The 26,303-nt window shown below is 76.5% G+C and carries 25 protein-coding genes; 5 read left to right on the top strand and 20 right to left on the bottom strand.

Translation table 11 applies throughout. The features are described 5' to 3' along the window. Positions 1–121: 121 nt before the first annotated feature. From ACYX4T_RS22295 to menD, 10 genes are all read right to left on the bottom strand, one after another. On the bottom strand, positions 122–1,474 hold the full coding sequence (locus ACYX4T_RS22295) for a geranylgeranyl reductase family protein (protein WP_476011440.1): 1,353 nt from the start codon (positions 1,472–1,474) through the stop codon (positions 122–124). Positions 1,475–1,690: 216 nt separating this feature from the next. Beyond that, on the bottom strand, positions 1,691–2,398 hold the full coding sequence (locus tag ACYX4T_RS22290; RefSeq protein WP_476011439.1) for a demethylmenaquinone methyltransferase: 708 nt from the start codon (positions 2,396–2,398) through the stop codon (positions 1,691–1,693). Then, entirely contained in the window at positions 2,395–3,018 is a 624-nt protein-coding gene (locus ACYX4T_RS22285; protein ID WP_476011438.1) for a DUF3592 domain-containing protein, read from the bottom strand. Before ACYX4T_RS22285 ends, ACYX4T_RS22290 begins: the two co-directional genes overlap by 4 nt. A 10-nt stretch (positions 3,019–3,028) precedes the next feature. After that, entirely contained in the window at positions 3,029–3,574 is a 546-nt protein-coding gene (gene mnhG / locus ACYX4T_RS22280; protein ID WP_476011437.1) for a monovalent cation/H(+) antiporter subunit G, read from the bottom strand. Continuing rightward, positions 3,571–3,855 carry a monovalent cation/H+ antiporter complex subunit F gene (locus tag ACYX4T_RS22275; RefSeq protein ID WP_476011436.1) on the bottom strand — a complete coding sequence of 95 codons (285 nt, stop codon included), beginning with the start codon at positions 3,853–3,855 and terminating at the stop codon, positions 3,571–3,573. Before ACYX4T_RS22275 ends, mnhG begins: the two co-directional genes overlap by 4 nt. Then, positions 3,852–4,484 (bottom strand): Na+/H+ antiporter subunit E, encoded by a 633-nt coding sequence (locus ACYX4T_RS22270; RefSeq protein WP_476011435.1) that lies wholly within the window; start codon positions 4,482–4,484, stop codon positions 3,852–3,854. The genes ACYX4T_RS22275 and ACYX4T_RS22270 overlap by 4 nt, the downstream gene beginning before the upstream one ends. Next, positions 4,481–6,310: a Na+/H+ antiporter subunit D gene (locus tag ACYX4T_RS22265; protein WP_476011434.1), complete on the bottom strand. Its 1,830-nt coding sequence runs from the start codon at positions 6,308–6,310 to the stop codon at positions 4,481–4,483. The genes ACYX4T_RS22270 and ACYX4T_RS22265 overlap by 4 nt, the downstream gene beginning before the upstream one ends. Further along, on the bottom strand, positions 6,307–6,801 hold the full coding sequence (locus ACYX4T_RS22260) for a Na(+)/H(+) antiporter subunit C (RefSeq protein ID WP_476011433.1): 495 nt from the start codon (positions 6,799–6,801) through the stop codon (positions 6,307–6,309). The genes ACYX4T_RS22265 and ACYX4T_RS22260 overlap by 4 nt, the downstream gene beginning before the upstream one ends. Continuing rightward, positions 6,798–9,674 carry a Na+/H+ antiporter subunit A gene (locus tag ACYX4T_RS22255; protein WP_476011432.1) on the bottom strand — a complete coding sequence of 959 codons (2,877 nt, stop codon included), beginning with the start codon at positions 9,672–9,674 and terminating at the stop codon, positions 6,798–6,800. Before ACYX4T_RS22255 ends, ACYX4T_RS22260 begins: the two co-directional genes overlap by 4 nt. Positions 9,675–9,801: 127 nt before the next feature. Continuing rightward, positions 9,802–11,577, bottom strand: coding sequence for a 2-succinyl-5-enolpyruvyl-6-hydroxy-3-cyclohexene-1-carboxylic-acid synthase (gene menD / locus ACYX4T_RS22250; RefSeq protein ID WP_476011431.1), 1,776 nt, complete (start codon positions 11,575–11,577; stop codon positions 9,802–9,804). 319 nt (positions 11,578–11,896) lie between these two features. Here menD and ACYX4T_RS22245 point away from each other — a divergent pair, with 319 nt between their 5' ends. Beyond that, entirely contained in the window at positions 11,897–13,153 is a 1,257-nt protein-coding gene (locus ACYX4T_RS22245; protein WP_476011430.1) for a hypothetical protein, read from the top strand. A 37-nt stretch (positions 13,154–13,190) separates the two neighbouring features. Beyond that, the gene (locus tag ACYX4T_RS22240) at positions 13,191–14,063 is read left to right on the top strand and encodes a 1,4-dihydroxy-2-naphthoate polyprenyltransferase (protein ID WP_476011429.1); all 873 of its coding nucleotides are present in this window, start codon (positions 13,191–13,193) and stop codon (positions 14,061–14,063) included. 44 nt (positions 14,064–14,107) lie between these two features. On the opposite strand, the gene ACYX4T_RS22235 is transcribed toward ACYX4T_RS22240, so the two are convergent. Further along, on the bottom strand, positions 14,108–14,488 hold the full coding sequence (locus ACYX4T_RS22235) for a DUF4229 domain-containing protein (protein WP_476011428.1): 381 nt from the start codon (positions 14,486–14,488) through the stop codon (positions 14,108–14,110). A 221-nt stretch (positions 14,489–14,709) separates the two neighbouring features. Between ACYX4T_RS22235 and ACYX4T_RS22230 the strand changes: the two genes are divergently transcribed. Both ACYX4T_RS22230 and ACYX4T_RS22225 read left to right on the top strand, forming a co-directional pair. Next, positions 14,710–14,913: a BldC family transcriptional regulator gene (locus ACYX4T_RS22230; protein ID WP_274230010.1), complete on the top strand. Its 204-nt coding sequence runs from the start codon at positions 14,710–14,712 to the stop codon at positions 14,911–14,913. A 263-nt stretch (positions 14,914–15,176) separates the two neighbouring features. Then, a complete protein-coding gene (locus ACYX4T_RS22225; RefSeq protein ID WP_476011427.1) occupies positions 15,177–15,431 on the top strand; it encodes a hypothetical protein in 255 nt (84 codons plus the stop codon). A 66-nt stretch (positions 15,432–15,497) separates the two neighbouring features. On the opposite strand, the gene ACYX4T_RS22220 is transcribed toward ACYX4T_RS22225, so the two are convergent. The 4 genes from ACYX4T_RS22220 to ACYX4T_RS22205 all read right to left on the bottom strand — a co-directional run bounded on the left by ACYX4T_RS22220 (position 15,498) and on the right by ACYX4T_RS22205 (position 20,633). After that, on the bottom strand, positions 15,498–16,874 hold the full coding sequence (locus tag ACYX4T_RS22220) for a MinD/ParA family ATP-binding protein (RefSeq protein ID WP_476011426.1): 1,377 nt from the start codon (positions 16,872–16,874) through the stop codon (positions 15,498–15,500). 105 nt (positions 16,875–16,979) lie between these two features. Next, positions 16,980–18,041, bottom strand: a complete 1,062-nt coding sequence (gene ccsB / locus ACYX4T_RS22215; RefSeq protein WP_476011425.1) for a c-type cytochrome biogenesis protein CcsB — start codon at positions 18,039–18,041, stop codon at positions 16,980–16,982. After that, positions 18,031–19,776, bottom strand: a complete 1,746-nt coding sequence (gene resB / locus ACYX4T_RS22210) for a cytochrome c biogenesis protein ResB (RefSeq protein WP_476011424.1) — start codon at positions 19,774–19,776, stop codon at positions 18,031–18,033. Before resB ends, ccsB begins: the two co-directional genes overlap by 11 nt. Positions 19,777–19,784: 8 nt before the next feature. Beyond that, on the bottom strand, positions 19,785–20,633 hold the full coding sequence (locus tag ACYX4T_RS22205) for a cytochrome c biogenesis CcdA family protein (RefSeq protein ID WP_476011423.1): 849 nt from the start codon (positions 20,631–20,633) through the stop codon (positions 19,785–19,787). A gap of 336 nt (positions 20,634–20,969) precedes the next feature. On the opposite strand from ACYX4T_RS22205, the gene ACYX4T_RS22200 reads away from it, so the two are divergent. Continuing rightward, positions 20,970–21,149, top strand: a complete 180-nt coding sequence (locus ACYX4T_RS22200) for a hypothetical protein (RefSeq protein WP_476011422.1) — start codon at positions 20,970–20,972, stop codon at positions 21,147–21,149. Between the two features lie 9 nt (positions 21,150–21,158). On the opposite strand, the gene ACYX4T_RS22195 is transcribed toward ACYX4T_RS22200, so the two are convergent. From ACYX4T_RS22195 to ACYX4T_RS22175, 5 genes are all read right to left on the bottom strand, one after another. Further along, positions 21,159–21,596: a zinc-ribbon domain-containing protein gene (locus tag ACYX4T_RS22195; RefSeq protein ID WP_476011421.1), complete on the bottom strand. Its 438-nt coding sequence runs from the start codon at positions 21,594–21,596 to the stop codon at positions 21,159–21,161. Between the two features lie 75 nt (positions 21,597–21,671). Continuing rightward, positions 21,672–22,250 (bottom strand): TlpA family protein disulfide reductase, encoded by a 579-nt coding sequence (locus ACYX4T_RS22190; RefSeq protein WP_476011420.1) that lies wholly within the window; start codon positions 22,248–22,250, stop codon positions 21,672–21,674. A gap of 1 nt (position 22,251) precedes the next feature. Beyond that, complete coding sequence (locus tag ACYX4T_RS22185; protein WP_476011419.1) at positions 22,252–22,887, bottom strand: histidine phosphatase family protein; 636 nt, start codon at positions 22,885–22,887, stop codon at positions 22,252–22,254. Then, positions 22,884–24,203: a glutamate-1-semialdehyde 2,1-aminomutase gene (gene hemL / locus ACYX4T_RS22180; RefSeq protein ID WP_476015343.1), complete on the bottom strand. Its 1,320-nt coding sequence runs from the start codon at positions 24,201–24,203 to the stop codon at positions 22,884–22,886. The genes ACYX4T_RS22185 and hemL overlap by 4 nt, the downstream gene beginning before the upstream one ends. A 71-nt stretch (positions 24,204–24,274) precedes the next feature. After that, positions 24,275–26,281 (bottom strand): serine/threonine-protein kinase, encoded by a 2,007-nt coding sequence (locus ACYX4T_RS22175; RefSeq protein WP_476011418.1) that lies wholly within the window; start codon positions 26,279–26,281, stop codon positions 24,275–24,277. Between the last annotated feature and the right edge of the window lie 22 nt (positions 26,282–26,303).

Raw genomic sequence — 26,303 nt, 5'->3', positions numbered from 1 at the left:
GAGTGTCGCGTGGTGGGGCCCACGTGCGGGGCCGTGTGGTGGAACACGCTCGCCGGGCCACCGGGACCCTAATGAGGACGACCGGGCCGTCCGCCGATCAGGGCGCCCTAACCCGTCGAGGTCAGGCGGCGCGTCCGGCCGCCGGGGCCCCCTTCCGCGCGGGGGTGTCGGGCCGGTCGGTCAGGGGCGGCACCAGGCGCAGGGCGAGCTCGAGGGCGCGGTCGGCCGCGTCCCCGTCCCGCCCGTCGGTGAGCCCGGCGAAGAGCTTCAGGGCCGCGCCCATGACCCGGCGCCGCGGCAGGCCGAGGCGCAGGGCGTGGTGCATGAACCGCGGGCGCCCGAGGGCGTGCGCGGCGCGGTTGCCGACGCGGTAGTAGCGGCCCAGCGCGTGGCGGACCGCGGCCGGGTAGGCGCCGAGCGCCCGTTCGCGGCCCGGGCCCGCGGGGCGCGCCATCGCCTGCACGACGCACTCGGCGGCGAGCGCGGCGGACTCCATGGCGTACGCGATGCCCTCGCCGCTGAACGGGTTGACCATGCCGCCGGCGTCGCCGACCAGCACCAGCCCGTCGCGGTAGACCGGCGTGCGGGACAGGCCCATCGGCAGGGCGGCGCCGCCGATGGGGCCGGTGGCGTTCTCCTCGGTGAGGCCCCAGGTGCCGGGCAGGCCCTCGAGCCAGGAGCGCAGCAGGGCCCGGTAGTCGCGCTTGTCGCCGTGCCGGGTGGCCAGCACGCCGAGCCCGACGTTGGCGGTGCCGTCCCCCATGCCGAAGACCCAGCCGTAGCCGCCGTGCAGGTCCGGGCCGACCCCGGGACCGTCGAGCAGGCCGAGGTGGGTCTCCAGGTAGCGGTCGTCGTGGCGCGGGCTCGTGTAGTAGCGGCGCACGGCGACGCCGAGCGGGCGGTCGTCGCGCTTGGCGATCCCCAGGCTCAGCGCGGTGCGGGCGCCGACGCCGTCGCAGGCCACGACCAGCGGCGCGCTGTACGCCGCGGGCGCGCGCTCGGGGCCGCGGCGGGCCTCGACGCCGGTGACGCGCCCGGTGCGCTCGTCGCGCGTGGTGCCGGTGACCGAGACGCCCTCCTCGACGCGGGCGCCGGCGGCGCGGGCGTGGTCGGCGAGCATCCGGTCGAAGTCGCGGCGCGGGCGCACGAGGCCGTAGGCGGGGTAGCTCGCGAGCTCCGGCCAGTCGAGCTCGACGCTCGCGCCGCCGCCGATGACGCGCAGGCCGCGCTGGTGGCGCCAGCCGGCCTCCTCACGGGTGTCGACGCCGAGGTCGACCAGCTGCTTGACCCCGCGCGGGGTGACGCCGTCGCCGCAGACCTTCTCGCGTGGGAACGTGGCCTTCTCGAGCACGAGGACGTCGAGGCCCGCGCGCGCCAGGTACGTCGCGACCGTGGAGCCCGCAGGACCGGCACCCACGACCACGACGTCGGCGTCGCTGTCGGGGCTGCGGCGCGCTCCGGTGGTGGCGGACACGGCGTCTGGCTCCCTTGTGAATCCGTTCACTAGCTCGGCAGGGGCAGTCTAGGAGCCGTGTGGCGTGATCGCCCGCCGAGGGTGGTTTGGCGTCGGCGGCGAGCGGTCACGGCGGGGCCCGGCGGGCGGAGGGCCTCGGGGACACCGCGTGTCGCGCCCGCGAGGATGTGGCGATCCTGGCGATGGTCACCAGCCATGCCGCATCGCTCGTGGGGACTACTCGGGGCGGGTGGCGGTGTGGAGGGCGACGATGCCGCCGGTGAGGTCGCGCCAGGCCACCGAGCGCCAGCCCGCCGCGGCGATCCGCTGCGCGAGGGCGGCCTGGTCGGGCCAGGCGCGGATCGACTCGGCGAGGTAGACGTACGCGTCGGGGTTGGAGCTCACCGCCGTCGCGACGCGGGGCAGCGCGCGCATGAGGTAGTCGGTGTAGACCCGGCGGAACGGCGCCCAGGTCGGCCGGGAGAACTCGCAGACCGCGAGCGTGCCGCCGGGGCGGGTGACGCGGGCGAACTCCGCGAGCGCGGCGTCGGGGTCGACGGTGTTGCGCAGGCCGAACGAGATGACCACCGCGTCGACCGAGGCGTCGGGGAACGGCAGGTGGAGCGCGTCCGCGGCCACGAAGGGCAGGCCGCGGGTCGCGGGGCGCGAGCGGCCGGTGCGCAGCATGCCCAGCGAGAAGTCGGTGGCGAGGCAGCGCGCGCCGGTGCGGGCGAGCTCGACCGTCGACACCCCGGTGCCCGCGGCGACGTCGAGGACCGTGTCGCCCGGCCCGACCGCGAGCGCGGCGCGCGTGGCCCGGCGCCAGCGGACGTCCTGGGCGAACGACAGCACGGTGTTGGTGAGGTCGTAGCGCGCCGCGACCCCGTCGAACATGCGGGCCACGGCGTGCGGGTCGCGGTCCAGGTCCGCGCGGGTGCCGCTCACCGCCGCGCCGTCCCGGCCATCTCGGGCTCCTCGCCGGCGCCGCCGGCCTCACCGCCGGTCGCGTCGGGGCCCTGCTCCTCGCCCCGCCGCCACGCCGCCGCCGCTTCCGCGGCCTCGCGGCGGCGGCGACGCCGGCGCCCGAGCGCCCACGCCGAGGGCCCGACCACGGCCCACAGCCCGAGCAGGCCGAGCAGGACGGGCACCAGGCCCTCGGTCCACGCGCGGCCCGCGACGCGGACGAGCTCCGGGTCGGTGCGGTCGTACTCGACCTCGACGAGCTGGCCCGGCTCGAGGCCCCGCGGGTAGAACACGCCCTTCTCGGGCGTCAGCACCGCGCCCTCGACCGTGGTGAAGCGGACGTAGGTGTGCGGGCGCGAGCCGCCCTCGAGCACCTCGGCCACGGCCTGCGCGCGGTTGGCGTCGATGTGCGCGTCGTTGCGGGCGGCGCCGACCAGCACGAGCGCCAGCAGCACGCTGATGACGACGCCGACGACGACCACGATCTCGGGGGCCCGCCGGCCCGCGGGGCGCACGAGCGCCACGGCGTCCGCCAGCACCGGCGCGGCCCGGTCCCGGGCCCGCCGCAGCTGCGCCCGCAGCAGCTCCCACAGTCGGGTCACCGGACCGATTCTAGGGAGCACCGTCGTGCTCCCTCCGCCCGCCCGTGCCGTCGCCGTCGGGACGGCGGCCGCCCCCGTCACCACCGCCGCCCCGACCGCGTCCCCGCGTCGCCGGCTCGGGCTCCTCCGGCTCGGGCTCGTCGGGCTCGGACCCGTCGGGGCCCGGGTCGGTGGCGTCGGCGCGATCGGCGAGCTCGTCGACGTGGAGCAGGTCGCGGCGCACCCCGTCGCCGCGGTGCGCGAGCCGGCCCACGACGTGCGCGGTCACCGGCGCCGTGACCAGCTGGAACGCACCGACGAGCACGAGCATCCACACGTCGACGCTGGTGCGCAGGTGCAGCGCGCCCCCGACGACGACCAGGAGCAGGCCGACCACCTGCGGCTTGGTGGCCGCGTGCATGCGGCTCAGGACGTCGGGCAGCGACAGCAGGCCGACCGAGGCGACGAGGGTCAGCAGCACCCCGAGCACGATCGCCACCGTGCCCGCCGCGTCGAGCGCGACCTCGAGCCCGCTCCCGCTCGGGGGCGGCACCGAGGGGGACCCCGGCGCGCTCACCGGCCCGTCCCCCGGCGCACGAAGCGCGCGACCGTCGTCGAGCCCAGGAAGCCGACGAGGCTGATCGCCACTACCACCGGGACGAGCGCGGAGGTGCCGGTGAGCGCGGCGTACACGACGAGGCCGACGAGGAACTCGGCGACGAGGACGTCGAGGGCCACGAGGCGGTCGAGCCCCGTCGGGCCCCGCAGCAGGCGCACGACGACGAGCACGGCCGAGATCCCCAGCAGCGCGAGGCAGACGACGAGGACGCCGTCGAGCAGGGCGGGCAGTCCGGTCACGATCGCTCCCCGTCGGTGTCGGCGCCGGTCCCCGGCGCGTACGTCACCGGCGCGGCGGGCCGGCCGAGCGCGGCGACCACGTCGGCCTCGATCCGGGCGACCTGCTCGCGGTAGGCGTCGACGGCCGCGTCGTCGTCCGCGCCGAGCACGTGCGCCCAGATCGTGCGCTCCTCGGGCCGGGCCTCGATGACCACGCTGCCCGGCACCAGCGAGAGGATCTCCACGACCATCGCCATGACGAACTCCGACGACGACGCCAGCCGCACCGCGACCACCGAGCTGTGGATCGGCTCGCCGGGGCGCAGGGCCTGCAGCGACTGCCACGCCACCTGCAGGCTCGACACGGCGAGGTCGGCGACGAACCGGCGAAGGGTCCGCAGCGTCGCGAGGGGGCGCAGCCAGCCCCGGCCGGGCGCCGGCGGCAGCGGGAACACCGTCAGCACCACCAGCGCGACGACGAGCCCGCCGAGCACGTTGGCCCACGAGAAGGTCCCCCACAACAGGACCCATACCAGCACCAGCCACGCCACCGGCGCCGCACGACGCAGCAGGCCGGCGGTGTCGGGCGGGACGGGCCCCTGGCCCCGGGGCTCGTCTCGGTGCCGGTCACGGTCCGCGCTGCCGGTCACCGCGCCACCCGGTCGTCGACGGTCTGCGCGAACACCGCGTCGACATACGGCGTGCGGGCGACGAGGTCGTCCGCGGCCTTGTCGGCGACGGCGTAGAGCGGGCCGGCCACCACCGTGAGCGACAGGCCGAGCGCGACGAGCGCGCCCGTGGCGCCCGCCATGACCTTGGGCAGGCGGCGGGAGACCCGGTCGCCGGGCGCGCCGAGCAGCCGCCCGCTCAGCAGCGGCACACCGTCGGCCGGGACCGTGCGGGCCACCGGCCAGTCGACCTCCGCGCCGGTGTTGGCCTCGGCCCCCGCGATCGTGCGGGCGGTGCCGGGCCGCACGCCGGTCAGCGTGCCGGTCCGCGGCGCCGGGGCGCCCGGCAGGCCGCCGTCCGACGAGGGGCGCGCGACCTCCTCCCCGTCCCCGTCCCCGTCCCCGTCCTCGTCACCGTCCCCGTCCCGGTCGGCCGCGGGGTCCGGCTCGGCGGGAACCGGGATCTGGTCGGCCGGGCGCCAGAACGCGAGCACCCACACCTTGGTGACCGCGTAGAGCGTGAGCAGGCTCGTCAGCACCGAGACCGCGACCAGCACCCACGCGAGCACCGAGCCGTCGGCGACGCCGGCCTGCACCAGCCCGAGCTTGCCCACGAACCCCGACAGCGGCGGGATGCCGCCGAGGTTGATCGCCGGCACGAACCACAGCACCGCGAGGATCGGCGAGGCGCGCATCAGCCCGCCCAGGCGTGTCACCGACGTCGAGCCGCCCACGCCCTCGATGAGCCCGACCACGCAGAAGAGCGTCGCCTGGACGGTGATGTGGTGGACGACGTAGAACACCGCGCCGGCCACGCCGAGCGGGGTCGCCAGCGCGATCCCGAAGATCATGTAGCCGATGTGGCTGACGAGCGTGAACGACAGGACCCGCTTGATGTCGGCCTGCGCGATCGCGCCCAGGGCGCCCACGAGCATCGTCAGCCCCGCCGCGACCAGCAGGATGGTCTGAGTGACCGCCGAGTCCGGGAAGATCAGCGTCTCGGTGCGGATGATCGAGTAGACGCCGACCTTGGTGAGCAGGCCGGCGAACACCGCGGTGACCGGGGCGGCGGCGGTCGGGTAGCTGTCGGGCAGCCACGCCGAGAGCGGGAACACCGCGGCCTTGATGCCGAACGCGGTGAGCAGCACCAGGTGGATGGCGAGCGCCGTGCCCGGCGGCACCGCCTCCATGCGCGTCGAGATCTGCGCGAGGTTCAGCGTCCCCACCGCGGCGTAGACGAGCGCGATGCCGACGAGGAAGACCAGCGAGGAGACCACGTTGACGACGACGTAGGTGATGCCCGCGCGCACCCGGGAGCGGGTGCCGCCGAGGGTGAGCAGCACGTAGCTCGCCATCAGCAGGACCTCGAACCCCACGTACAGGTTGAACAGGTCCCCCGACAGGAAGGCGTTGGCGACGCCCGCCGCGAGCACCAGGTAGGTCGGGTGGAAGATCGTGATCGGCGTGGACTCGTCGCGGTCGTAGACGCCCTGGCCGATCGCGTAGACCAGCACGGCGAGCGTCACCGTCATCGACGTCAGCAGCATCAGCGCCGACAGCGGGTCGGCGACCAGGGTGATCCCCAGCGGCACCGGCCAGGACCCGACGGTGACGACGATCGGGCCGTTCTCCACCGCCGCCACGAGCAGCAGCGCGGAGATGACCACGACGACCGTGAGCACGGCCACCGACAGCGCGCGCTGCAGCGTCGGACGCCGGGAGAGCACGAGCGTCGCGCCCGCCCCGAGCAGCGGCAGCAGCACGGGCAGCGGCATCAGCGTGGCGAGCATGCTGGAGCCGGGGTTCACGTCGCCCCCTCCCGCCCGGTGCCGGCGGTGGCCGGCGCGGGGTCGGGCTGCGACTCGGTGTCGTCCGGGTCGGTGTCGGCGGTGCTCTCGCAGCCGGTGGTGTCGAACTCCTCCTCGTCCTCCTGCTCGCCGCGGGCGAGGCGGCGGCGCACCGAGCGGTCCTCGACGTCCTCGGTGAGGTCGTCCTCGCTCTCGAGGGTCCAGGTGCGGTGGATGAGCGCGAGCAGGAACGCGGTGATGCCGAGCGTGATGACGATGGCCGTGAGCACCAGGGCCTGGACCAGGGCGTCGCTCATCGCGGTGTCCGGCGCGGAGCCGACGAGCGGCGGGGCGCCGGCGCGCCCGCCCGCGACGATGACGAGCACGTTCGTGGCGTTGCCGAGCACGAGGATGCCGAGCAGCACGCGGGTCAGGCTGCGCTCGAGGATGAGGTAGACCCCGGCGGTGTAGAGCACGCCGACGAGCGCGAGCAGGGCGATCGGTGAGGTCACGACGGCACCTCCTGCCGGCGGCCCGGGCGGGCCCGCTGCCCCGACCCCCCGCCCACCCGGCGGCGGTCGAGCTCGGCGCCGAGGCTGCGCAGCACGTCGAGCACGAGCCCGACGACGACGAGGTAGACGCCGATGTCGAAGATCAGCGAGGTCACGAACTTGACGTTCCCGAGGACCGGGAGGTCGCCGGAGAGCACGGCGGTCTGCAGGACCTCGCCGCCGAGCAGCAGCGCGCCCACCCCGGTGCCGCCGGCGCAGAGCAGGCCGAGCCCGAGCAGCAGGCCGGCGTCGACGGGCACCGCCTCGCCGAGCTCGTAGCGCCCGCCCGCGACGTAGCGCACCGTCAGCGCGAGGCCCGCGACCAGGCCGCCGGCGAAGCCGCCGCCCGGGGAGTTGTGGCCGGCGAACAGGAAGTACACCGAGACCACCATCATCGTCGGGAAGACGAGGCGGGTGATCACCTCGAGGAGCAGCACGCGGTCGGCGTCGCCGCGGCGCGCCGAGCGCAGCCACCCGCCCGCGCGCGTGGTCGGGGTGACGACCGGCTGCGCCTCGGCACGCGGCGGCGCCCCCGACCGGCGGTGCAGGAAGACGAGGCTCGCGACGCCGGTGGCCGCGGCGACGATGACCGAGAGCTCGCCCATGGTGTCCCAGGCGCGGATGTCGACCAGGGTCACGTTGACGACGTTCGCGCCCGCGCCGAAGCCGTAGGCCTGCGCGGGGTAGGCCGCCGACACCGGGGAGGCGCTGCGGGCGGCGAGCGCCACCGCGCCCAGCCCGGTCATGAGCAGCCCCACCGGCACGGCGACGAGCAGGCGCCGGACCCGCTGGCGCGGGGTGTGCCGGTCGGCGATGTCGCGGGGCAGCGTGCGCAGCACGAGCACGACGACCACGAGCGTCGCCGTCTCGACGAGCGCCTGGGTGAGCGCGACGTCGGGCGCCCCGGCCAGCGCGAAGATCAGCGCGGTCGCGTACCCGAGCCCGCCGACCACCAGGACCGCCCCGAGGCGCCGGCGCACGCGGGTGGCGACGATCGCGCAGGCGCCGCCGATGACGGCCGCGAGCACCTGGAACGGGGAGTCGGCGAGCCGGTCGACGCGGACCTCCTCGCGCCCGGCGCCGAGGAGCATCGCCAGTCCCGGGCCGAGGACGAGCACCACGAAGATCGTCGAGAGGATCCACGACAGCGAGCCGCGCTGGGTGAGCGCCGTGACCCGCAGCGAGGCGTTCTCCAGCGCGTGGACCACCCCGCGCCACGTGATCTCGGCGCGCACCGACGCCAGGGGGTGCCGGGCGGTGAGGCGCGCGCTGACCCGGGGCAGGCCGACGACGAAGCCGACGGCCACGGCGAGCACCGAGAGCCCGAGCGCGGTCCCGATCGACGGGATCACCGCCAGCTCGAGCAGCACCGGGTAGCTCGGCGGCAGCGTGTCGGCGTAGGCGACGAGGAGCGGCGACAGCGCGCTCACGCCGACGCCGGCGGCGAGCCCGGCCCCGCCGAGCACGACGGGGGCGGTCGCGAACAGCGGCCCCGGCGCGTCCCAGGTGACCTCCTCGACGCCCGGCTTGCGCCAGAACGCGCCCCACACGAACCGCGTGCTGTAGGCGACGGTGAGCACCGATCCGAGCACGACGAGCGCCAGCAGCGGGACCGCCGCGTCGCCGTAGGCGTCGTGCAGGAAGGCCTCGAACGAGCCCTCCTTGGTGACGAACCCGAGCGTCGGGGGCAGTCCCGCCATCGACGCGGCGCCCAGGATCGCCGCCGTCGCGAGCACCGGCGCGCGGCGTCCGAGCCCGGACAGCTCGCGCAGGTCGCGGGTGCCGGCCCGCCGGTCGATGATGCCGACGACGAGGAACAGGCACGCCTTGAACATCGCGTGGCCCACGACCAGCCCGATCGCCGCGAGCGCGCCGTCACGGGTCCCCGCGCCGGCGAGCAGGACCATGAACCCGAGCTGGGACACCGTGCCGTGGGCGAGGACCAGCTTGAGGTCGTGCTGGCGCAGCGCCTGCAGCCCGCCCAGCAGCATCGTCGTCACCGCGAGCGCCGCCACCAGCGGGCGCCAGGGCTCGACGTCGGCGAGCCCGGGCGCGAGGCGCAGGACGAGGTAGACGCCCGCCTTCACCATCGCCGCCGCGTGCAGGTAGGCGCTGACCGGCGTCGGCGCCGCCATCGCCGAGGGCAACCAGAAGTGGAACGGCACCAGCGCGGACTTCGTGATCGCGCCGACGAGCACGCACACGACCCCGGCCGCGACCGCCGCCGACACCGGAGCCGGCCCGGCGAAGGACGCGACGAGCGCCGAGATCCGGGTGGTGCCCGCGGCCTGCGAGAGCACGACGAGCCCGACCAGCATCGTCAGCCCGCCCGCCGCGGTGACGACGAGCGCCTGCACCGCCGCCGCGCGGCTCGCCCGCTTGTGCGCGTCGTGGCCGACGAGCAGGAACGAGAAGACGGTCGTGAGCTCCCAGCAGACGTAGAGCACGAACACGTCGTCGGACCAGACGAGCGCGAGCATCGCGCCGGCGAACGCCGTGAGCACGCCCGCGAACCGCCCCAGCCCGCGGGCGTCGACGGGGAAGTAGCGGGCGCAGTAGAGGAGCACCAGCGCCCCGATGCCGGTGACCAGCAGGGAGAAGGTGGCGGAGAGCGCGTCGAGGCGCAGCGCGATGTCGACGCCGAGGGCCGGGATCCAACCGACGACCTGCTCGGGCACGGGCCCGGCGAGCACCGCGGGCAGCTGGGCGAGGATCCACGCGAAGGCCGCCGCGGGCACGAGCGCGAGCACCGGGAAGGCGCGCCGGTCGAGGACCCGGACGAGCGCGGGTGCGGCCAGTGCCGCCACCGCGTGCGCCACCACCAGCACCAGCACGCCTGCCCCGCTCCCTCCGTCGCCCCGCTCGGGGGCCGCCGCATTGTCGCGGATCGTCCGTCGTGACCGCGTGCGGGAACGAACGCGTCACTCCCCGGGCTCACCTCCGGCTCGTACCGGGCCGGGGTCAGTCGTGGGGCTCCCCGATGACGGCCTCGCGCACCGCGGCGGCGGTCCGCTCCGCCGACGCGCGGCGCGTGCTCCGGTCGATGCGCACCTCGACGACCCGCGTCCCCGCCCGCCCGGTGGGCGCGAGCAGCGCCGGGAGGTCGCCGGGCCCGGCGCGCCGGTGCGGCACCCGGTGCGCGGCACAGAGCGCGGCGAGGTCGGTGCCGTGCGGCGTGCCGAACACGCGCTCGAAGGCCGTCGTGTAGCGCGGCGCGCCCTGCTCGAGGGTGGTGAAGATCCCGCCGCCGTCGTCGTTCGCGACGACGACGACCAGCTCGCCGCGCGGCTCGTCGGGCCCCACGAGCAGGCCGTTGGTGTCGTGCAGGAACGTCAGGTCGCCGAGCAGCGCGTACGTCGGCCCGCGGTGCCCGAGCGCGACCCCGACCGCCAGCGAGACGGAGCCGTCGATGCCCGAGACACCGCGCGCCGAGTGCACGGTGACGTCGGGGCGCGGGGTCGCGGCGAGCGAGACGTCGCGGATCGGGGCGGACGCGCCGACCACGAGGTGCGCGCCGGACGGCAGGGCGGCGACGGTCGCCGCGGCCAGCGCCGGCCCGTCGCCGGGGATGCCGGGCTGCTGCGGCGCGGGCACGCCGGCCGGGGTGCGGCCGAGCGCGCCCACCGCGCGGTCGTCGGCGTCGGCCCAGGCGGCGGCGAACGCGGCGTCGGGCTTCCAGTCGTCGGGGTCGGGGAGCCCACCGACGGCGCTCACCGCGCCGGCGACGTCGGTCCAGCCCGGCCGGGGCCGCCCACCGGTCGGGGCGACGGCGGGCACGGCGAGGACCTCGACACCGGGGTCGGCGAGCAGCCGGGACACGGCACGGTGCAGCGTCGGGCGCCCGAGGACGACGACCTGCTCGGGGCGCAGGTCGTCGCGCACGCCGTCGAGCGCGGCGGGCAGCACCCAGGTGCCGGCGTGCAGCGCGCGGCCGCCCCGCGGGTCCGTCCACAGCGGCGAGGTGGGCTCGGCGAGCACCGGGACGCCCTCGGGCAGGCGGGTGCCGGCGGGCACGGTGGCGCCGCCGAACCCGGCGACCACCAGCGTGCGCACCCCGGCTCGCAGCGGCAGCGGCGCGAGCGCGGACGCGGGCGGCGCGGCGATCGTGCGGGTCCAGGGCGCCCCGTCGGGACGGCCCGCGAGCGCGGGGTCGGGCTCGCCGGGGGCCGGATCGGCGGGGTCGGCGGGGTCGAGCAGGGGCTCGCGCAGCGGGACGTCGAGCTGGACCGGGCCGGGGTCGCCGCCCGTGGTGCCGGCCGCGCGGTCGAGGGCGCGGGCGACGACGGCGCGCCACGTGCGGGCGGCGCCGGGGCGGTCCTCGGCGAGCGGCATGACCACCGAGGCGCGCGCGGCGACCCCGAAGAGCCCGACCTGGTCGACGGTCTGGTTGGCGCCGCTGCCGACGAGCTCGACGGGCCGGTCGGCGCTGACCGCGAGCAGCCCCACCCCGGCGCGGGACGCCTCGAGCACCGCGGGGTGCAGGTTGGCCACGGCCGTGCCGGAGGTGACGACGACCGGCACGACCCGCCCGGTCACCGTGCCGAGGCCGACGGCGAGGAACCCCGCGCCGCGCTCGTCGACGCGCACGTGCAGGCGCAGCCGGCCGGCACGGTCGGCGGCGTCGAGGGCGACGAGCAGCGGCGCGTTGCGCGAGCCGGGGCACGCGACGGCGTCCGTCACCCCGGCACGGACCCACTCGTCGACGACCACGTGGGCCTGCGCCGTCGAGGGGTACACGGTTCCACGGTAATGACGCGGGGGCCGGCGCACCCGCTGACCGACGGGTGATCCCCACCCCTCCGCCGGGCGCTCACCCACAGGCGCCCCGGAGGTCCCGGACGTCTGCACCACGTACGCGGCGACGTCGAGGCGGCGCGCCGGACGGGTGGCGAAACGCTCGACCGGATGACACGCCATCGAGCGGATCCCCGTCGCTGTCGGCACCCGGGCCCCCGACCGCGCCGTTCACTGCACCGTGCGCACCGACACGACGCGACCCCAGGCCCCTGCCGGGCGCGTCGTCGGCGCCCCGCGGACGCGACGGACGGGACTCGTCGTGGCCGCCGGGGTCCTGACGACCGCCCTGACCCTCGCGACCGCGCTCGGCGCGCCCGTCGCGCGGGCCGACCCCCCGCCGCCCGTCGGCGCCCCCGCGCCCCGCGACGACCGCGCGCCCGCCGACGAGGGCCCGCAGCGCTGGGCCCCGCCGCTGGCCGGGACGACGACCGGCGTCGAGGTCGCCCAGGGCACCGCCCGCCTGAGCACCACCCGCGACGGCACCGAGACCGGCCCCGCCGCGCTGCGCGGCGCCCAGCGCCAGGGGCTGCTCGACCTCGGCGCGCACCAGTTCGCCACCCCGGTCAACCGCATCGACGCCCCCGTCCGCGGCGACGTGCCGGCCGGCACCGAGGTCACCGTGGACGTCCGCGGCCAGGACGCCGACGGCCGGTGGAGCGAGTGGATCCCGGTCACCCCCGGCGCGCCGGCGATCCTCCCGGAGCCGACGCGCACCGTCGCCGCGCGCCTGGCGCTGCTCGCCCCGGCCGGCGTGCCCGGGCCGGTGGTGCGCAGCCTCGAGGTGCTCGCCGACCAGGTGCCGACCGACCCGCGCGCGATCACCCCGCGGGCGAGCTACCGGGTCTTCGCCACCCGGGAGGGCCTCGTCGGCGGGACCACCGCCAACGGGCACCGCATCGTCGCCAACGACCAGTTCGCCGCGCTGCCCTCGCGCCGCGCCCTGTCGCCGAAGGGCCGCGGGGACTACAGCGTGCGGGTGTGCACCGACGCCGGACGCTGCGCGACCGTGCCCGTCTGGGACGTCGGGCCGTGGAACACCAAGGACGACTACTGGAACCCGACCGCGCGGCGGGAGCAGTGGCGGGACCTCCCCCAGGGCCGCCCGCAGGCCCAGGCGGCGTACGAGGACAAGCACAACGGCGGGCGCGACGGCTTCGGGCGCCAGGTGAAGAACCCGGCGGGCATCGACCTCGCCGACGGCACCTTCTGGGGCCTCGGGCTGCGCAACAACGCCTTCGTCACGGTCGACTACCTGTGGACGGCGAAGTCCGCCGCCATCGGGCGGGCCGTGACCGACGGCGCCGGCCCGGTGGTCGAGCGCGCCGGCGCGGACGCGGCGGCCGCGGACAGCGGCCTGATCGGTGACGGCGCGCAGGTCGAGGTGCAGTGCCAGGTCGCGGGCAGCACCGTCGCCGGCACGCAGGGCACCAGCAACCTGTGGCTGCGCACCCGTCCGGACCGCTACGTGCCCGCCGCCTGGATCCAGGGCGCGCCGCCGGTGCCGCCCTGCGCCTAGCTGACCCGCCCGGCGGCGGCCAGTAAGGTCGCCCGGCGTGGCGACCGTCGCGGAATGGGTGGAGGGAGCCCGGCCGCGCACGCTGCCCACGGCGATCGCGCCGGTGCTCGCGGGGAGCGGGGCGGCGGCCGGCGTGGCCGGGTTCGACCCGCTGGCCGCGGTGCTGGCGCTGGTCGTCTCGGTGGCGCTCGTCATCGGCGTGAACTACGCCAACGACTACTCCGACGGCGTGCGCGGCACCGACGACGACCGCGTGGGCCCCCTGCGTCTCGTCGGCTCCGGGGCCGCCCAGCCCTACAAGGTCAAGCGCGCCGCCTTCACCTGCTTCGCGATCGGGGCGGCCGCCGGCGTCGCGGTCTCGCTCTACAGCGGGCACTGGTGGCTCATCGTCGTCGGCGCCGTGTGCCTGCTCGGCGCGTGGTTCTACACCGGCGGCTCGCGGCCCTACGGCTACCGCGGGCTCGGCGAGGTCGCGGTGTTCGTGTTCTTCGGGCCGGTCGCGGTGCTCGGCACCGAGTTCGTCCAGACCGGGCGGGCGAGCGGGCTCGGGATCGGCGCCTCGGTGGGGGTCGGGCTGCTCGCCTGCGCGGTGCTGGTCGCCAACAACCTCCGCGACATCGGCTCGGACGTCGACACCGGCAAGCGCACGCTCGCGGTGGTCCTCGGCGACCGCGACACCCGCGTGCTCTACGCCGCGCTCGTCGTGGTGCCGCTGGGCATGACCCTGGTGCTCAGCCTGCGCGCCTGGGGCGCGCTCGCCGGGCTCCTGGCGCTCGTGCTGCTCGGCCCGGCGCTGCGCCGCGTGCTGGCGGGCTCCGTCGGCCCCCAGCTGATCCCGGTGCTGCGCGACACCGCCCTCGGCCTGCTCGTGTGGTCGGCGGCCACGGCGCTGGGGCTGGCGCTGACCTGAGCCCGGCCGAACGTGCCCCTCGGCACCACGAGCCGGCGAGCTCGCTACTCCCGGCCCTCCGCGTCCAGGTCCCCGCGGAGCTCGGCGCGCAGGCGGTCGCGGCGCTCCCGGCGGGAGGCGGTGGCCGCGTCGACCTCGGCGGCGAGGCGGGTGCGCAGGCCCCGGAACAGGAACAACGACAGCGGCAGGGCGACGACGAACCCGATGAGCAGCGCCACGAGCAGCGGCAGGCCCACGGCCACGAGGACGCCGGCGAGGACCGCCACGACCAGCAGCCGCGCGCCCACGTAGAGGACGACCGCCAGGGCCACGCTCGCGGCGGTGCCCGCGGCGGCCGGCGGGGTCGACCCGTGCTCGCCGCTCACGGCGCCGTCCGCCCCGGTGGACCCGGTGGACCGGGTGGGCCGGGGTTCCTGGGAGCTCACCCCACCAGGGTAGGCAGCCGCATGCGACGCGCACGGGGAGACCGCGGCCCGCCGGAGGTGTCCCTTTTTGCCCTTTATGGTCCCTTTACCTGGATACAAGCGTTCGAGTACGTACGGGGTCCGGTGTCACGATTCGCTCTGTTACGTCCGCTCCGCCCCCGGCCCGGCACTCCGGGCCCGACGGCGCGGGCACGGTGAAGCGATAGGGAAGGTGGAGTGACATGACCATCGCTCACGACGCCAGCGAGCGGCTCATGACCCCGGGCGAGGTCGCGGCGATGTTCCGCGTCGACCCCAAGACCGTCACCCGGTGGGCGTCCGCCGGCCGCATCGGCTCCATCCGCACCCCGGGCGGGCACCGCCGCTTCCGCGAGTCCGAGGTCCGCACGCTGCTCGACGGTCTCACCAGCGAGGCACGCCCCTAGCACCACGAGGACCGCTCGACGACCCGGGGCGACCGGCGGCCGTGGTGCCGCCGGTCGCGCCCGTCGCTCCCCCGCCCGGTGCGCTGCGCCGTCCGGGGAACCCGTGCGCCCCACCCGCCCCGTTCGACCCGAGCACCCGACCGTCACCCGACGGCTACCTCCCGCACGCCACGCGGACTCCCGGCGCGACCGGTAGCGTGGTGCACGACCGGTCCGCGGAGCCGTCCGCGAGCCGGAGACGTCGAGATGCTGGAGGCGTCCGAGTGATCCCGTTCCTCGTGGCCGTGCTGGTCCTGGTCGTCGTGGGGACGTTGCTGTGGAAGGTGATGGCCGCCCAGGCGGCGCAGGCCGGAAACGACGGCGGACCCGGTGGCATGGTCGAGGACGCGCCGACCGGCCCGACCCGTCAGGCCTCCCCGCGTCGCCCGCAGCGGCGGCCCGTCGCCCCGGACGACGACCCGGAGTTCCTCCGGTCGCTCGACGAGAAGATCCAGCGCGAGGACCCGCCCTCCAGCTGAGATCGACCCCACCGCGCACCGACGAGGGGCGCCCCGGACGACCGGGGCGCCCCTCGTCGTCCGTGCTCAGCGCGGCAGGACCGGGCGCCGCACGCGGGACCCGGCGCGGCCGAAGTCGTCGGCGACGGTCGCGGCGAGCTCGAGCAGGGCCGCGCGGGTGCGGGAGGCGAGCTTGTCGAGCTCGATCTCGGCGCCCTCCTCCAGGTGCGGGTCGAAGGGCAGGCGCACGACGGCGCGGCAGCGGGCCGCGAAGTGGTCGGACACGCGGTCGAGGTCGACGTTGCCCGACGAGCGGCGCACGTAGTTGATGACGGCCACCGACCGGGACACGAGGTCGCGGTAACCGTGGGCGTCGAGCCAGTCGAGGGTCGCCGACGCGCTGCGGGCGCCGTCGATCGAGGCCGACGAGACGATGAGCAGGGAGTCGGCGACGTCGAGCACGCCCTTCATCGCCGAGTGCATGAGGCCGGTGCCGCAGTCGGTGAGCACGACGTTGTAGAAGTGCTCGAGCAGGGTCACCGTGCGCCGGTAGTCGACCTCGCTGAACGCCTCGGACACCGCCGGGTCCTGCTCGCTGGCGAGGATCTCCAGCCGTGACGGGCCCTGCGAGGTGTAGGCGCGCACGTCGGAGTACCGCCGCACCCGGTTGGCGTCGCGCAGCAGGTGGCGCACGGTCGCCGTGGTCTCGAGCGGGATCTTCTGGCTCAGCGTGCCGCGGTCGGGGTTCGCGTCGACGGCGACGACCCGGTCGCCGCGCAGGGACGCGAACGTCGAGCCCAGCGTGGTGGTCATCGTCGTCTTGCCGACGCCGCCCTTGAGGCTCAGCATCGCGATCTTGTAGCAGCCGTGCAGCGGCTGGTTGACGCGCGCGATCAGCTCCCGGCGCTCGGCGTCGCCCTGGCTCTCGCCGGGGTTGACCAGCCCGCCCGTGCCGACGAACAGGGCGCGCCGCCACCCCGTCTGCGGCGGGCGCTTGCTGGGGCGCAGCAGCTGGGCCGACGACAGGTCGTACGGCCCGCCGCCGGGGCCACCGTTCGCCGGCGCCGAGGCACCGCGCCCGGGCGTCGTGAAACGGCCGGCCACGGGCGCGCGGTCCGCGGGCGGGCCGGCGACCCGGCCGGTGGGGCCGGCGCCGACGCGCGGATCGAAGCCCGGGTGCCGCGGCTGGGCGGCATCGCCCCGGGCGGCCTCGGCGGTGTCGACGCGGCGCGTGGTCTCGGGCGAGTCGGACGGGGCCGCCGCCACCCCGGGCGCCTCCGCCACCGGGCCGGACGAGGCCCCGGACGACGCCCCGGACGTGGTGGAGGCGCCGGGGTCGGCCGGCGCGCCGGCGACGGGCTCCGCGCCGGCCGTGCCCGCCGCCTCGGGCGGGGAGGCCCCGGCCGCCGGGTCGCGGGGCGGGCCGCCCTCGCGCTCGGCGCCGGCGTCGTCCCTGGATTCCATCGCCACGGTCCTCCCTCGTCACGTGCGCGCCGCACCGTATCCCGTCGGGGAGATCCGAACGACCGGAACGGCGCAGCCGGGGCTGCGCCGCATGGCCCCTCCGGCTCAGCCGACCCCGGCGTAGGAGTGCAGGCCGGTGACGACGAGGTTGACGAAGAAGAGGTTGAAGACCATGACCGCGAAGCCGACCACGTTGATCGCGGCCGCGCGGCGCCCGCGCCAGCCGGCCGTCGACCGGGCGTGCAGGTAGCAGGCGTAGACGATCCAGGCGATGAACGCCGTCGTCTCCTTGGGGTCCCAGCCCCAGTAGCGGCCCCACGCCGCCTCGGCCCAGATCGCCCCGGTGATCACCGCGAACGTCCAGATCGGGAAGGCGATCGCGGTGGCGCGGTAGGCGACGCGGTCGAGCACGTCGGCCGCGGGCAGCCGCGAGGTCCAGGCGAAGCGCCCGCTCGACTCGTGCGCGGAGCGCAGCAGGTAAAGGCAGCTGGCCACGCCGGCGAGCAGGAGGATGCCCGAGGCGATCACGGCCGCGGACACGTGCACCACGAGCCAGTACGAGCGCAGCGCGGGCACCACCGGCGCGGTCTGGGTGTAGAGCACCGTGCCGGCGAGGAACATCAGGACGATCACCGGCAGCAGCACGAACGCGCCGAGGCGGCGCAGCTCGGGCCGGCGGCGCAGCACCACGAGCCAGGCGCCCACCGCGACGAGCGAGATCGCCGCGGTGAACTCGTACATGTTGCCCCAGGGCACGCGCTGGGCGGCGAACCCGCGCACGACGAGCATCGCGAGGTGCAGGGCGAAGCCCAGCACGGTCAGCGAGACCCCGGTGCGCCCGAACCGCTCGGCGCGGCTGCGGGGCGGGCGGGTCGGCGGCTGGGCCTCGCGGGCCTCGCGGTCCTCGAGCTCGGCGGCCAGCGCCGCCCCCTCGGCGGACAGACCCGCGCCGGCGGACCGGGCGGACCCGACGGACCCGGCGGTGACCGTGGCCGCCACCGGCTCGGGCGCGGTGTCCCCCTCGGCCCCCTCGCTCTCCTGCTCGGTACCCGTACGCCGCAGCAGCGCGTGCTCGACGGCGTGCAGGATCATCGCGAGCACGTAGATCGCGAGCGCGGAGCCGAACAGCAGGTCACCGAACTGGCCCAGCTGGGCGTCAACGACCATCGTCGTCCTTCCGGTCGGGCACGGGGCGCTCGGGCACCTCGCTGTCGTGGAGCTCGTCGAACTCGTCCGCGGAGACCGTCGGGTCGGGTCGCTCCCGGCCCCGCTCGCCGTCCCCGGCGCCGGCTCGCGGCGGGACCAGGTCGGCGGCGAGCCGGCCGAACTCCTCGCCGTACCCCGCCCGGTCGGTCCGGGCCAGGCCCCCGAGCACCACCAAGGTACGACCATCTGTCGTAGACGGCAGCGCCGGGCTCGCGCGCACCCAGAACCGGCGCCGGCGCACCGTCAGCGACAGCGTCAGCCCGCCGAGCAGCGCGATCGCCGCCAGGAGCACGGCGGTCTGGGCGGGGTCGTGGGAGACCTGCAGCGACACCCAGTTCTCGACGCCGTCGAAGCGGACGCGGGTGCCGTCGTCGAGCGCGATCTCGCCGCCGGGCCGGATGTTCTCGCGGGCCACGCGCACCAGCCGGCCCTGCTCGACCATGCCCTGGTCCACCTCGAAGATCGACTGGGCGCGGCCCGAGTCGAGGCCGAGGTCGCCGCGCAGCACGTCGACGGCGACCTCCGGGTTGTTCAGTGCGGGGAACACCGAGGTCACGAGCCCGCCGCCCGACGAGGTCGGCGCGAACAGACCCGTGATCGCGAGCTGGGAGCGGCGGCGTTCGGCTTCGTCGGTGACGCCCGGCGGGTCGATCTTCGTCGCGCCCTCGGAGAGCAGGGTGGCCTGGTCGACGGGTCGCCACTGGACGAGCCCGACGCGCTGCTCGCCGTTCGGGAAGGTCACGGTGAACCGCGGCGCGTAGCCGTGCCCGAGCAGGTAGACCCGCTCGCCGTCGACGCGCAGCGGGGCGTTGACCGCGAGGTCGTGCCGCTGCCACGTCCCGTCGCCGCGCTCGACGGCCTCGGTGTCCTGGTAGCGCACGGTCGCGTCGAAGGAGTCGGGCTGGCCGTCGGGGCGGAAGGCGGCGCGGAAGTCGTCGACGGCGAGACAGAACGGGTCGAGGCCGGTGCCGTCGATCTGCAGGCCGGGGCGGAACGAGTCGTAGGCGTAGATGCCGCTGTTGCAGAACTCGCTGCCGTCGGCCATGACGATGACCTGGCCCTCGTAGCCGAACAGCTTGCCGACGGCGATGCCGCCGAGCAGCGCGACGAGGCTGAGGTGGAAGACGAGGTTGCCGACCTCGCGCAGCGCGCCCTTCTCCGCCGACAGGGTCCGCACACCGCCCGGCTCGGTCCGCACCGCGACCTTCCAGCCCCGCAGCCGGCGGCGCGCGGTGTCGATCACCGCGTCCGGGTCGTCGTCGGACGTGCCCCGCGCGTGGTGGGGCAGGCGGGCGAGATTGCGGGGCGTCGACACCGGCTCGGCGCGCAGGCCGCGGACGTGCTCGAACGACCGCGGCACGAGGCAGCCGATGAGCGAGACGAACAGCAGCAGGTAGATCGCCGCGAACCACGGGGTCGCGAAGACGTCGAAGAAGCCGAGGTCGTCGAGGAACGGGCCGAGGGACGGGTTCGCGACGAGGTAGTCGTCGACGGCGTTCGGGCTCGGCGTGCGCTGGGGCAGCAGCGCGCCGGGCAGGGCGGCCACGGCGAGCAGGAACAGCAGGATGAGCGCCGTGCGCATGCTCGTCAGCCCGCGCCAGGTGTTGCGCACGAGCGCGAGGGCGCGCCGGCCCGGGCCCGGCCGGGTGGGCGGCGGGCCCGCGTCGCCCGGGGGTGCCTGGAGGGTGGAGGTCATGGTGGGGCCTACAGAGGGGTCGTGAAGCCGGCGACGGGGCCGCGCAGGAGGGCGACGATCTCGGCCCACAGGCCGGTGGCGAGCAGCAGCCCGACGACGACGAGCGCGACCCCGCCGACGATCTGGATGCGGCGGCTGTGGTTGCGCAGCCAGGCCTGGGCCCGCACGGCGCGCCCGGCGCCCAGCGCGATGAGCACGAAGGGCACGCCGAGCCCGACGCAGTAGGCGAGCAGCAGGACGATCCCGCGGACCCCCGCGGAGCCGGCGTCGGTGCCGCTCGCGAGGGCGACGACCCCGGCGAGCGTCGGGCCGAGGCACGGCGTCCACCCGAGCCCGAAGGTCGCGCCGAGCAGCGGGGCGCCGAGCAGGCCGGTGCGGGGGACCCAGTGCGGGCGGCTGTCGCGCTGGAGCGCGGGCACGAGGCCCAGGAACACCAGGCCCATCGCGACGGTGACGACGCCGCCGATGCGCTGCAGCAGGGCCTCGTTGGCGAGCAGGGCGTCGGCGAGCCACACGACCGAGCCGAGGCCGAGCACGAACACCACGGTGAAGCCCAGCACGAACAGCGCCGCGGCCCCGGCCACCCGGAGGCGTCGCGAGCGGCGGGGCGTGGCGGTGGCGGTGCCGGCCGTCGAGATCTCGCCGGTCACCGCCGCGCGCCGCTCGGCGGCCTGGAGGCGGGCCTCGTCCTCGGTGACGGCCGGGGCGTCGGCGCCCACGAGACCGGCGAGGTAGGCGAGGTAGCCCGGTACCAGCGGCACGACGCAGGGCGAGGCGAAGCTGACCGCGCCCGCGGCCACCGAGAGCAGCACCGCGAGCAGGACGGGGCCGGACGTGGCCACCTCGGTCAGGTTCATGACCCGTCCAGGGTAGGACGCGCCGGTCGTGCGCGCGTGAGCACGGGGGCCGATCTCCGACGATGTGTCGTAGGAGACGGGGAGCGCCCGGTCGTCAGCGCGGGAAATCCGGTGGCGCCGGGTGCCGGCGGCTCTCTACCGTCCCGACTCGTGGACATCGACTCCTGAGCGCCGGGCCCGTCCGCGGCCCGCGCCCCTCCGCTGCCCTCCCGCCGCCCGCGTCCCGGGCGTTGATCAGGGAGCCCGTGCGGTCGATGTCGATCTCCCTCGTGACCGTGAGGGCTGTCCGATCTCCCCCGGCGCCGGCGGTGTCCGCCGACCACACCAGGAGGCCCCATGCGCAACGACGCCCCACCCCAGCCCGCACCCGCCAACCGCGCCGAGCGCCGGGCCGCCGCCCGCGGCCGCGCGGCGGGCACCGGCGGCCGCCCGGCCGCCCCGCGCCGCACCGGCCCGCGGACGGACAGCCGGCCGGCGCGGGCCCGGGCCGACTTCGTCGCCCGGCGCGGCGGGTAGCGGCCGCCGCTAGGTGTTCCGCGCCGCGTGGCCGTTCGTGCCGCCGTCGTGGGGCGCGGCCCAGGGGGCGGCGCCGGGCATGCCCGGCGCCGCCCCCTGCTGCGGGTCCTGCTGCTGGCCGTACTGCTGCTGGCCGTACTGCTGCTGGTACTGCTGCTGGTACTGCCCCGCCTGGTACTGCCCGGGCAGCGGCGGCGGGCCCGCGGGACCGGCCGGCGGTGCCTGCCGGAGCTGCTCCGCCCGGCCCTTGTCGATCCACATGAGGAACCCGCAGGCCGTGCACTGCGTCGCGTACCGGGTGCGGACCGGGAAGAGCGGGACGAAGAACAGCGTGAACTTCGTGACCACCCTGATCACCGCGTTGGCGGCCGAGCGGTGACAGTTCCCGCACGTCAGCACGACCATGGCGAGCTGGGTGACGGTGCGGCGGGTGCCGAAGATGATCACAGATGTCCCCCGGGGAGCGGTCCTGCGGCGAGCCTTCCAGATCGGGTGACGCCGCGGGAGGCGATCGGCTCGCCGTCAGCTCACCGGCGCCGGCTCCGCGGCGACCCGGTCGACCACGGGCTGCAGATCCGAGGCCAGGACCGCGGTGAGGAAGACCGCCGCGACCCGGTGCTGGCGGTCCAGCACGATCGTCGACGGCACCGCGTTGCGCGGGTAGCCGCGCAGCACGAGCAGCGACCGGCCCGGCGGGTCGAAGATCGACGGGTAGACGACGCCGCGGTCGCGGACGAAGTCGGCGGCGGCGCTGCGCTGGTCGCGCACGTCGATCCCGAGGAACTGCACGCCCTGCGGCGCCGACGCGACGGCGACCTGGTCGAGGGCGTCGGCCTCCGCCCGGCACGGCCCGCACCACGAGCCCCACACGTTGAGCACGACCACCTGGCCCCGCCAGTCCTCGGTCGAGAGCTGCCGGCCGGGCTCGAGCAGGCTCTCCCCGCTCACCGGCGGCAGCACCCCGCGGGTCTCGGGCGGGTCGTAGACGACGGTGGTCCGCCCGCCGGTGCCGCCGAAGGTGAACTCGCCCTCCGGGGCGTCCGACGACGAGCACCCGGCGACGAGCAGCAGCGCCGTCAGGGCCAGCAGGAGCACGCGCACGTCAGGCCCCCGTGGCCGTCGGGTCGGTGACGCCGCCGGGCTCGGCGTAGGCGATGTCGGCGAGGCTCTCGTCGTCGAAGACGAAGCTCGTCACCGAGCCCAGCGAGCACTGCCGGCGGCGCGGGTCGTGCCAGAGGCGCTCGCCGGCCAGGAAGCGGCGCAGCGTCCAGATCGGCAGCTGGTGGGACACGCACACCGCCTCGTGCCCGGCCGCCGCCGTCCGCGCGCGATGGACGACGCCGAGCATGCGGTGCGCGATCTCCAGGTAGGGCTCGCCCCACGACGGGCGGAACGGGTTGCGCAGCAGCGGCCAGTACTCGGGGCTGCGCAGCGCGCCGTCGCCGACCCCGACCGTGAGGCCCTCGAAGGCGTTGCCCGCCTCGATGAGCCGCTCGTCGGTCACCGGCGTCAGGTCCAGCGCCTCGGCGATCGGGACCGCGGTCTCCTGCGCGCGCTGCATCGGCGACACGAGCAGCGCCGTGACGTCGTGGCCCCCGAGGTGCGCGGCGGCACACAGGGCCTGCTCGCGGCCCCGGTCGGAGAGGCCGTAGCCGGGCAGGCGCCCGTAGAGGATCTTCTCGGGGTTGTGGACCTCGCCGTGCCGGACCAGGTGGACGGTGGTGCGGACGGGGGTCACGAACCCTCCGGCGCGGTGGCCGCGGCCGCCGCCCGCGCCGCGGACGGCAGCGCGTCGGCGATCACCGAGAACGCGTCGTCGTCGAGCGCCGCGGAGATGAAGCAGGCCTCGAACGCGCTCGGCGGGGCGTAGACGCCGCGGTCGAGCAGGGCGTGGAAGAACGGCGGGAAGCGCCAGGTCTGCGCCGCGCGCATGTCGTCGAAGTTCCGCCCCTCCCCCTCGGCGAAGCGGATCGAGATCAGCGAGCCCGCGCGCTGGATCGTGTGGACGACCCCGGCCTCGGACAGGGCGTCGGTGAACATCCCGTGCAGCCGGTCGGCGTTCGCGTCCAGCGCCGCGTAGACCTCCGGGGTGGCGTGGCGCAGCGTCGTGAGCCCGGCGGCGACGGCCACGGGGTTCCCGGCCAGCGTGCCCGCCTGGTAGACGGGGCCGGCCGGGGCGAGCTGCGCCATGACGTCGGCACGCCCGCCGAACGCCGCGGCCGGCAGCCCCCCGGACATGACCTTGCCGAAGCAGTACAGGTCGCCGGCGACGCCCTCGAGGCCGTACCAGCCCGCGGACGAGACGCGGAACCCCGTCATCACCTCGTCGACGACCAGCAGCGCGCCGTGCGCCCCGCACAGGCGCTTGAGGCCGGCGTTGAAGCCGTCGTGCGGGGCGACCGCGCCCATGTTCCCCGCGGCCGCCTCGGTGATGACACAGGCGATGTCCTGGCCACGCTCGGCGAACACCTGCGCGACGCCGTCGAGGTCGTTGTAGGGCAGGACGATCGTGTCGGTCGCCTGCGCGCCGGTGACCCCGGGCGTCGAGGGCAGCCCGAAGGTGGCGACGCCCGAGCCCGCCTCGGCGAGCAGGGCGTCGACGTGGCCGTGGTAGCAGCCGGCGAACTTCACGACGACGGTGCGCCCGGTGAAGCCGCGCGCGAGGCGCACCGCGCTCATCGTCGCCTCGGTGCCCGAGTTGACCAGCCGGACCTGCTCGACGGGCTCGACGCGACGCACGAGCTCCTCGGCGAGCTCGACCTCCCCGCCGGTCGGCGTCCCGAACGACAGGCCCGCCGACGCCGCCTCGCGCACCGCCTCGACGACGGCGGGGTGGGCGTGCCCGAGGATCATCGGACCCCAGGAGCTGACCAGGTCGACGTAGCGGTTCCCGTCGGCGTCGGTGAGCCACGGACCCGCGCCGGACACCATGAACCGCGGGGTGCCCCCGACCGACCGGAAGGCGCGGACCGGGGAGTTGACCCCGCCCGGGACCACCTGCTCGGCGCGCGCGAAGAGCTCGGCGCTGCGCTCGACGCTGCCGGTGCCCGTCATCGCTGTACTGGTCACGGGACCAGTCTCCCAGCCGCGCGCGGGGGCCGCCGTGGCCGGGACCGTGAGCCGCGTCAGCCGGGCAGGGCCGCGCCGGCCGGGGGCAGGAGCCCGGTGACGGCGCGCTCGACGACGGTGCAGTCCGGGCCGACGACCTCGGCGGCGTAGGGCGCGGCGTCCCACCCGAGCAGGCCCAGGCAGGTGCCGCCGTCCTCGGCGAGGAGGTAGGGACCCTGGCGCGGCCCGTCCGGCGCGTTCCAGGAGCTCACGGTCTCGCCGGTGCGCGAGCCGCGCGCGTTGACCTCCGCCGCGACGTCGCCGGCGCCGTTCCAGCGCGACCAGCTCACCGTGGTGCCCTCGGGACCGGTGCAGCTGCGCACCTCGCGCGGGACGATCCCCGACGTGCCGGCGGTCGGCGTCGCCGCCCCGCAGCCGGCGCGCGCGGCCGCCGGGATCGTGCGCTCGACCGCCCGCAGCTCCTCGCCCGACGGCCACACGGTGGTCGTGAACGTCGCGCCGACGGCGGCGCAGCGGTCCTGCGGCGCGTAGACCTGCAGCATGGTGGCCAGGCCCTCGTAGGCGGCGAGCAGCGTGCAGTCGCCGCTGAAGGTCGTCTGCCAGTAGGGGCCCTGCACCACGCCGCCCCGCGACCAGCTCCGCGAGCCGTCGATCGAGGGCACCGTGGTGTACGACAGCACGCGGTTCGCGGCCTCGGCGGGCGTGCTCCAGCGGGCGTAGGCGGCCGTCGCCTCGCCCCGGGCGCACTGCACCACCTCGGCCGGGCGCACGCCCGCGGGCCGCTGCTCGTAGAAGCTGGGGTCGCCGGGCACGCAGCCGCCCGCCGCGCTGTCCGGGAAGCTCTGCGCGAGGGTCGCCGGGGCACCGGTCGCGATGGTCACCGGGCCGGACGTGCCGCGGTCGACGACCACGAGCAGCGTCACCACCACGGCCGCGACCAGCACGAGCGCGCCCACGACGATCGCGATCGTGCGGCCGCGCCGGCGCCCGCCGCCGGGCCCACCCGCTCCGCCGGGCGGCGGCGTCGCCGGCGGGAGCGACCAGGGGCCCGGCCCGCCCCACCCGGTCGGGCCCCCGGACGCGGCCGGCGACCACGCCTGCGGCGGCGCGCCGCCCGGCGCGCCCACCGCGCCCGCCGACTGCGGCCCGCTGTCCCAGCGGATGCCGCCCGGCGGTGGCGAGGCGGGCACCGCGCGGCCCTCGAGCGCGGCGCGGGCGGCGTCGGCCAGCTCGCCCGCCGAGCCGAACCGCTCCTCAGGGCGCTTGGCCAGGCCGCGCAGCACCACGGCGTCGAGTGCCGGCGGCAGGCCCGGGCGTCGCGACGACGGCGGCGCCGGGGTGACGGTGAGGTGCTGGTGCAGCATCGCGGGCATGTCGCCGGCGAACGGCGGCGCGCCCACGAGGCACTCGTGGAGCACGACGGCCAGGGCGTAGACGTCGGCACGCCGGTCGACCGCGGCGCCCTCGAACTGCTCGGGCGCCATGTAGGCCAGGGTGCCGAGGGTGGTGCCCGTGCCGGTGAGCGCGCGCCCCGCCGTCGACGACTGCGCGAGGCGCACGATGCCGAAGTCCACGAGGTGCACGAAGTCCCGCCCGGGGCTGACGAGCACGTTGCCGGGCTTGACGTCGCGGTGCACGAGGTCGTGGGCGTGGGCGTCGTCGAGGGCGTCGGCGACCTGCCCGACGATCGCCACCGCGCGGGAGGGGTCGAGCGGGCCCTCGTCGGCCAGCAGGCGGGCGAGGTCGCGGCCCTCGACGAGGCGCATGTCGAGGAACAGGCGCCCGTCGATGACCCCGAAGTCGTGGATCGGGATGACGTGCGGCGACGACAGGCGGGCCGCGGTGCGGCACTCGCGCTCGAAGCGCTCGCGGATCTCGGGGTCGTCGGCGAGGTCGGGCGCCAGGCACTTCAGGGCGACCTCGCGGTCGCGTCGGGTGTCGTAGGCGCGGTGCACCTCGCCCATGCCGCCCCGGCCGAGACGGCCCTCCAGGCGGTAGGGGCCGAAGGTCGAGCCCGCTGCCGACCACCCCGACGGACCCGGCGGGCCCGGCGACCCCGTCATCCCGACCTCCCCCCCCGGCAGC

The organism is Actinomycetospora sp. ABD4_176, assembly GCF_056311855.1.
The sequence above is the reverse complement of the archived record's forward strand: the minus strand, read 5'-3'. Positions and strand labels throughout refer to the sequence as shown.

Bases quoted from the DNA above. Each gene is read 5' to 3' on its own strand.
- ACYX4T_RS22205 (WP_476011423.1), bottom strand. From the start codon at position 20,633: ATGAACCTGACCGAGGTGGCCACGTCCGGCCCCGTCCTGCTCGCGGTG.
- hemL (WP_476015343.1), bottom strand. From the start codon at position 24,203: ATGACGGGCACCGGCAGCGTCGAGCGCAGCGCCGAGCTCTTCGCGCGC.
- ccsB (WP_476011425.1), bottom strand. From the start codon at position 18,041: ATGGTCGTTGACGCCCAGCTGGGCCAGTTCGGTGACCTGCTGTTCGGC.
- ACYX4T_RS22230 (WP_274230010.1), top strand. From the start codon at position 14,710: ATGACCATCGCTCACGACGCCAGCGAGCGGCTCATGACCCCGGGCGAG.
- resB (WP_476011424.1), bottom strand. From the start codon at position 19,776: ATGACCTCCACCCTCCAGGCACCCCCGGGCGACGCGGGCCCGCCGCCC.
- ACYX4T_RS22200 (WP_476011422.1), top strand. From the start codon at position 20,970: ATGCGCAACGACGCCCCACCCCAGCCCGCACCCGCCAACCGCGCCGAG.
- ACYX4T_RS22175 (WP_476011418.1), bottom strand. From the start codon at position 26,281: ATGACGGGGTCGCCGGGCCCGCCGGGTCCGTCGGGGTGGTCGGCAGCG.
- ACYX4T_RS22220 (WP_476011426.1), bottom strand. From the start codon at position 16,874: ATGGAATCCAGGGACGACGCCGGCGCCGAGCGCGAGGGCGGCCCGCCC.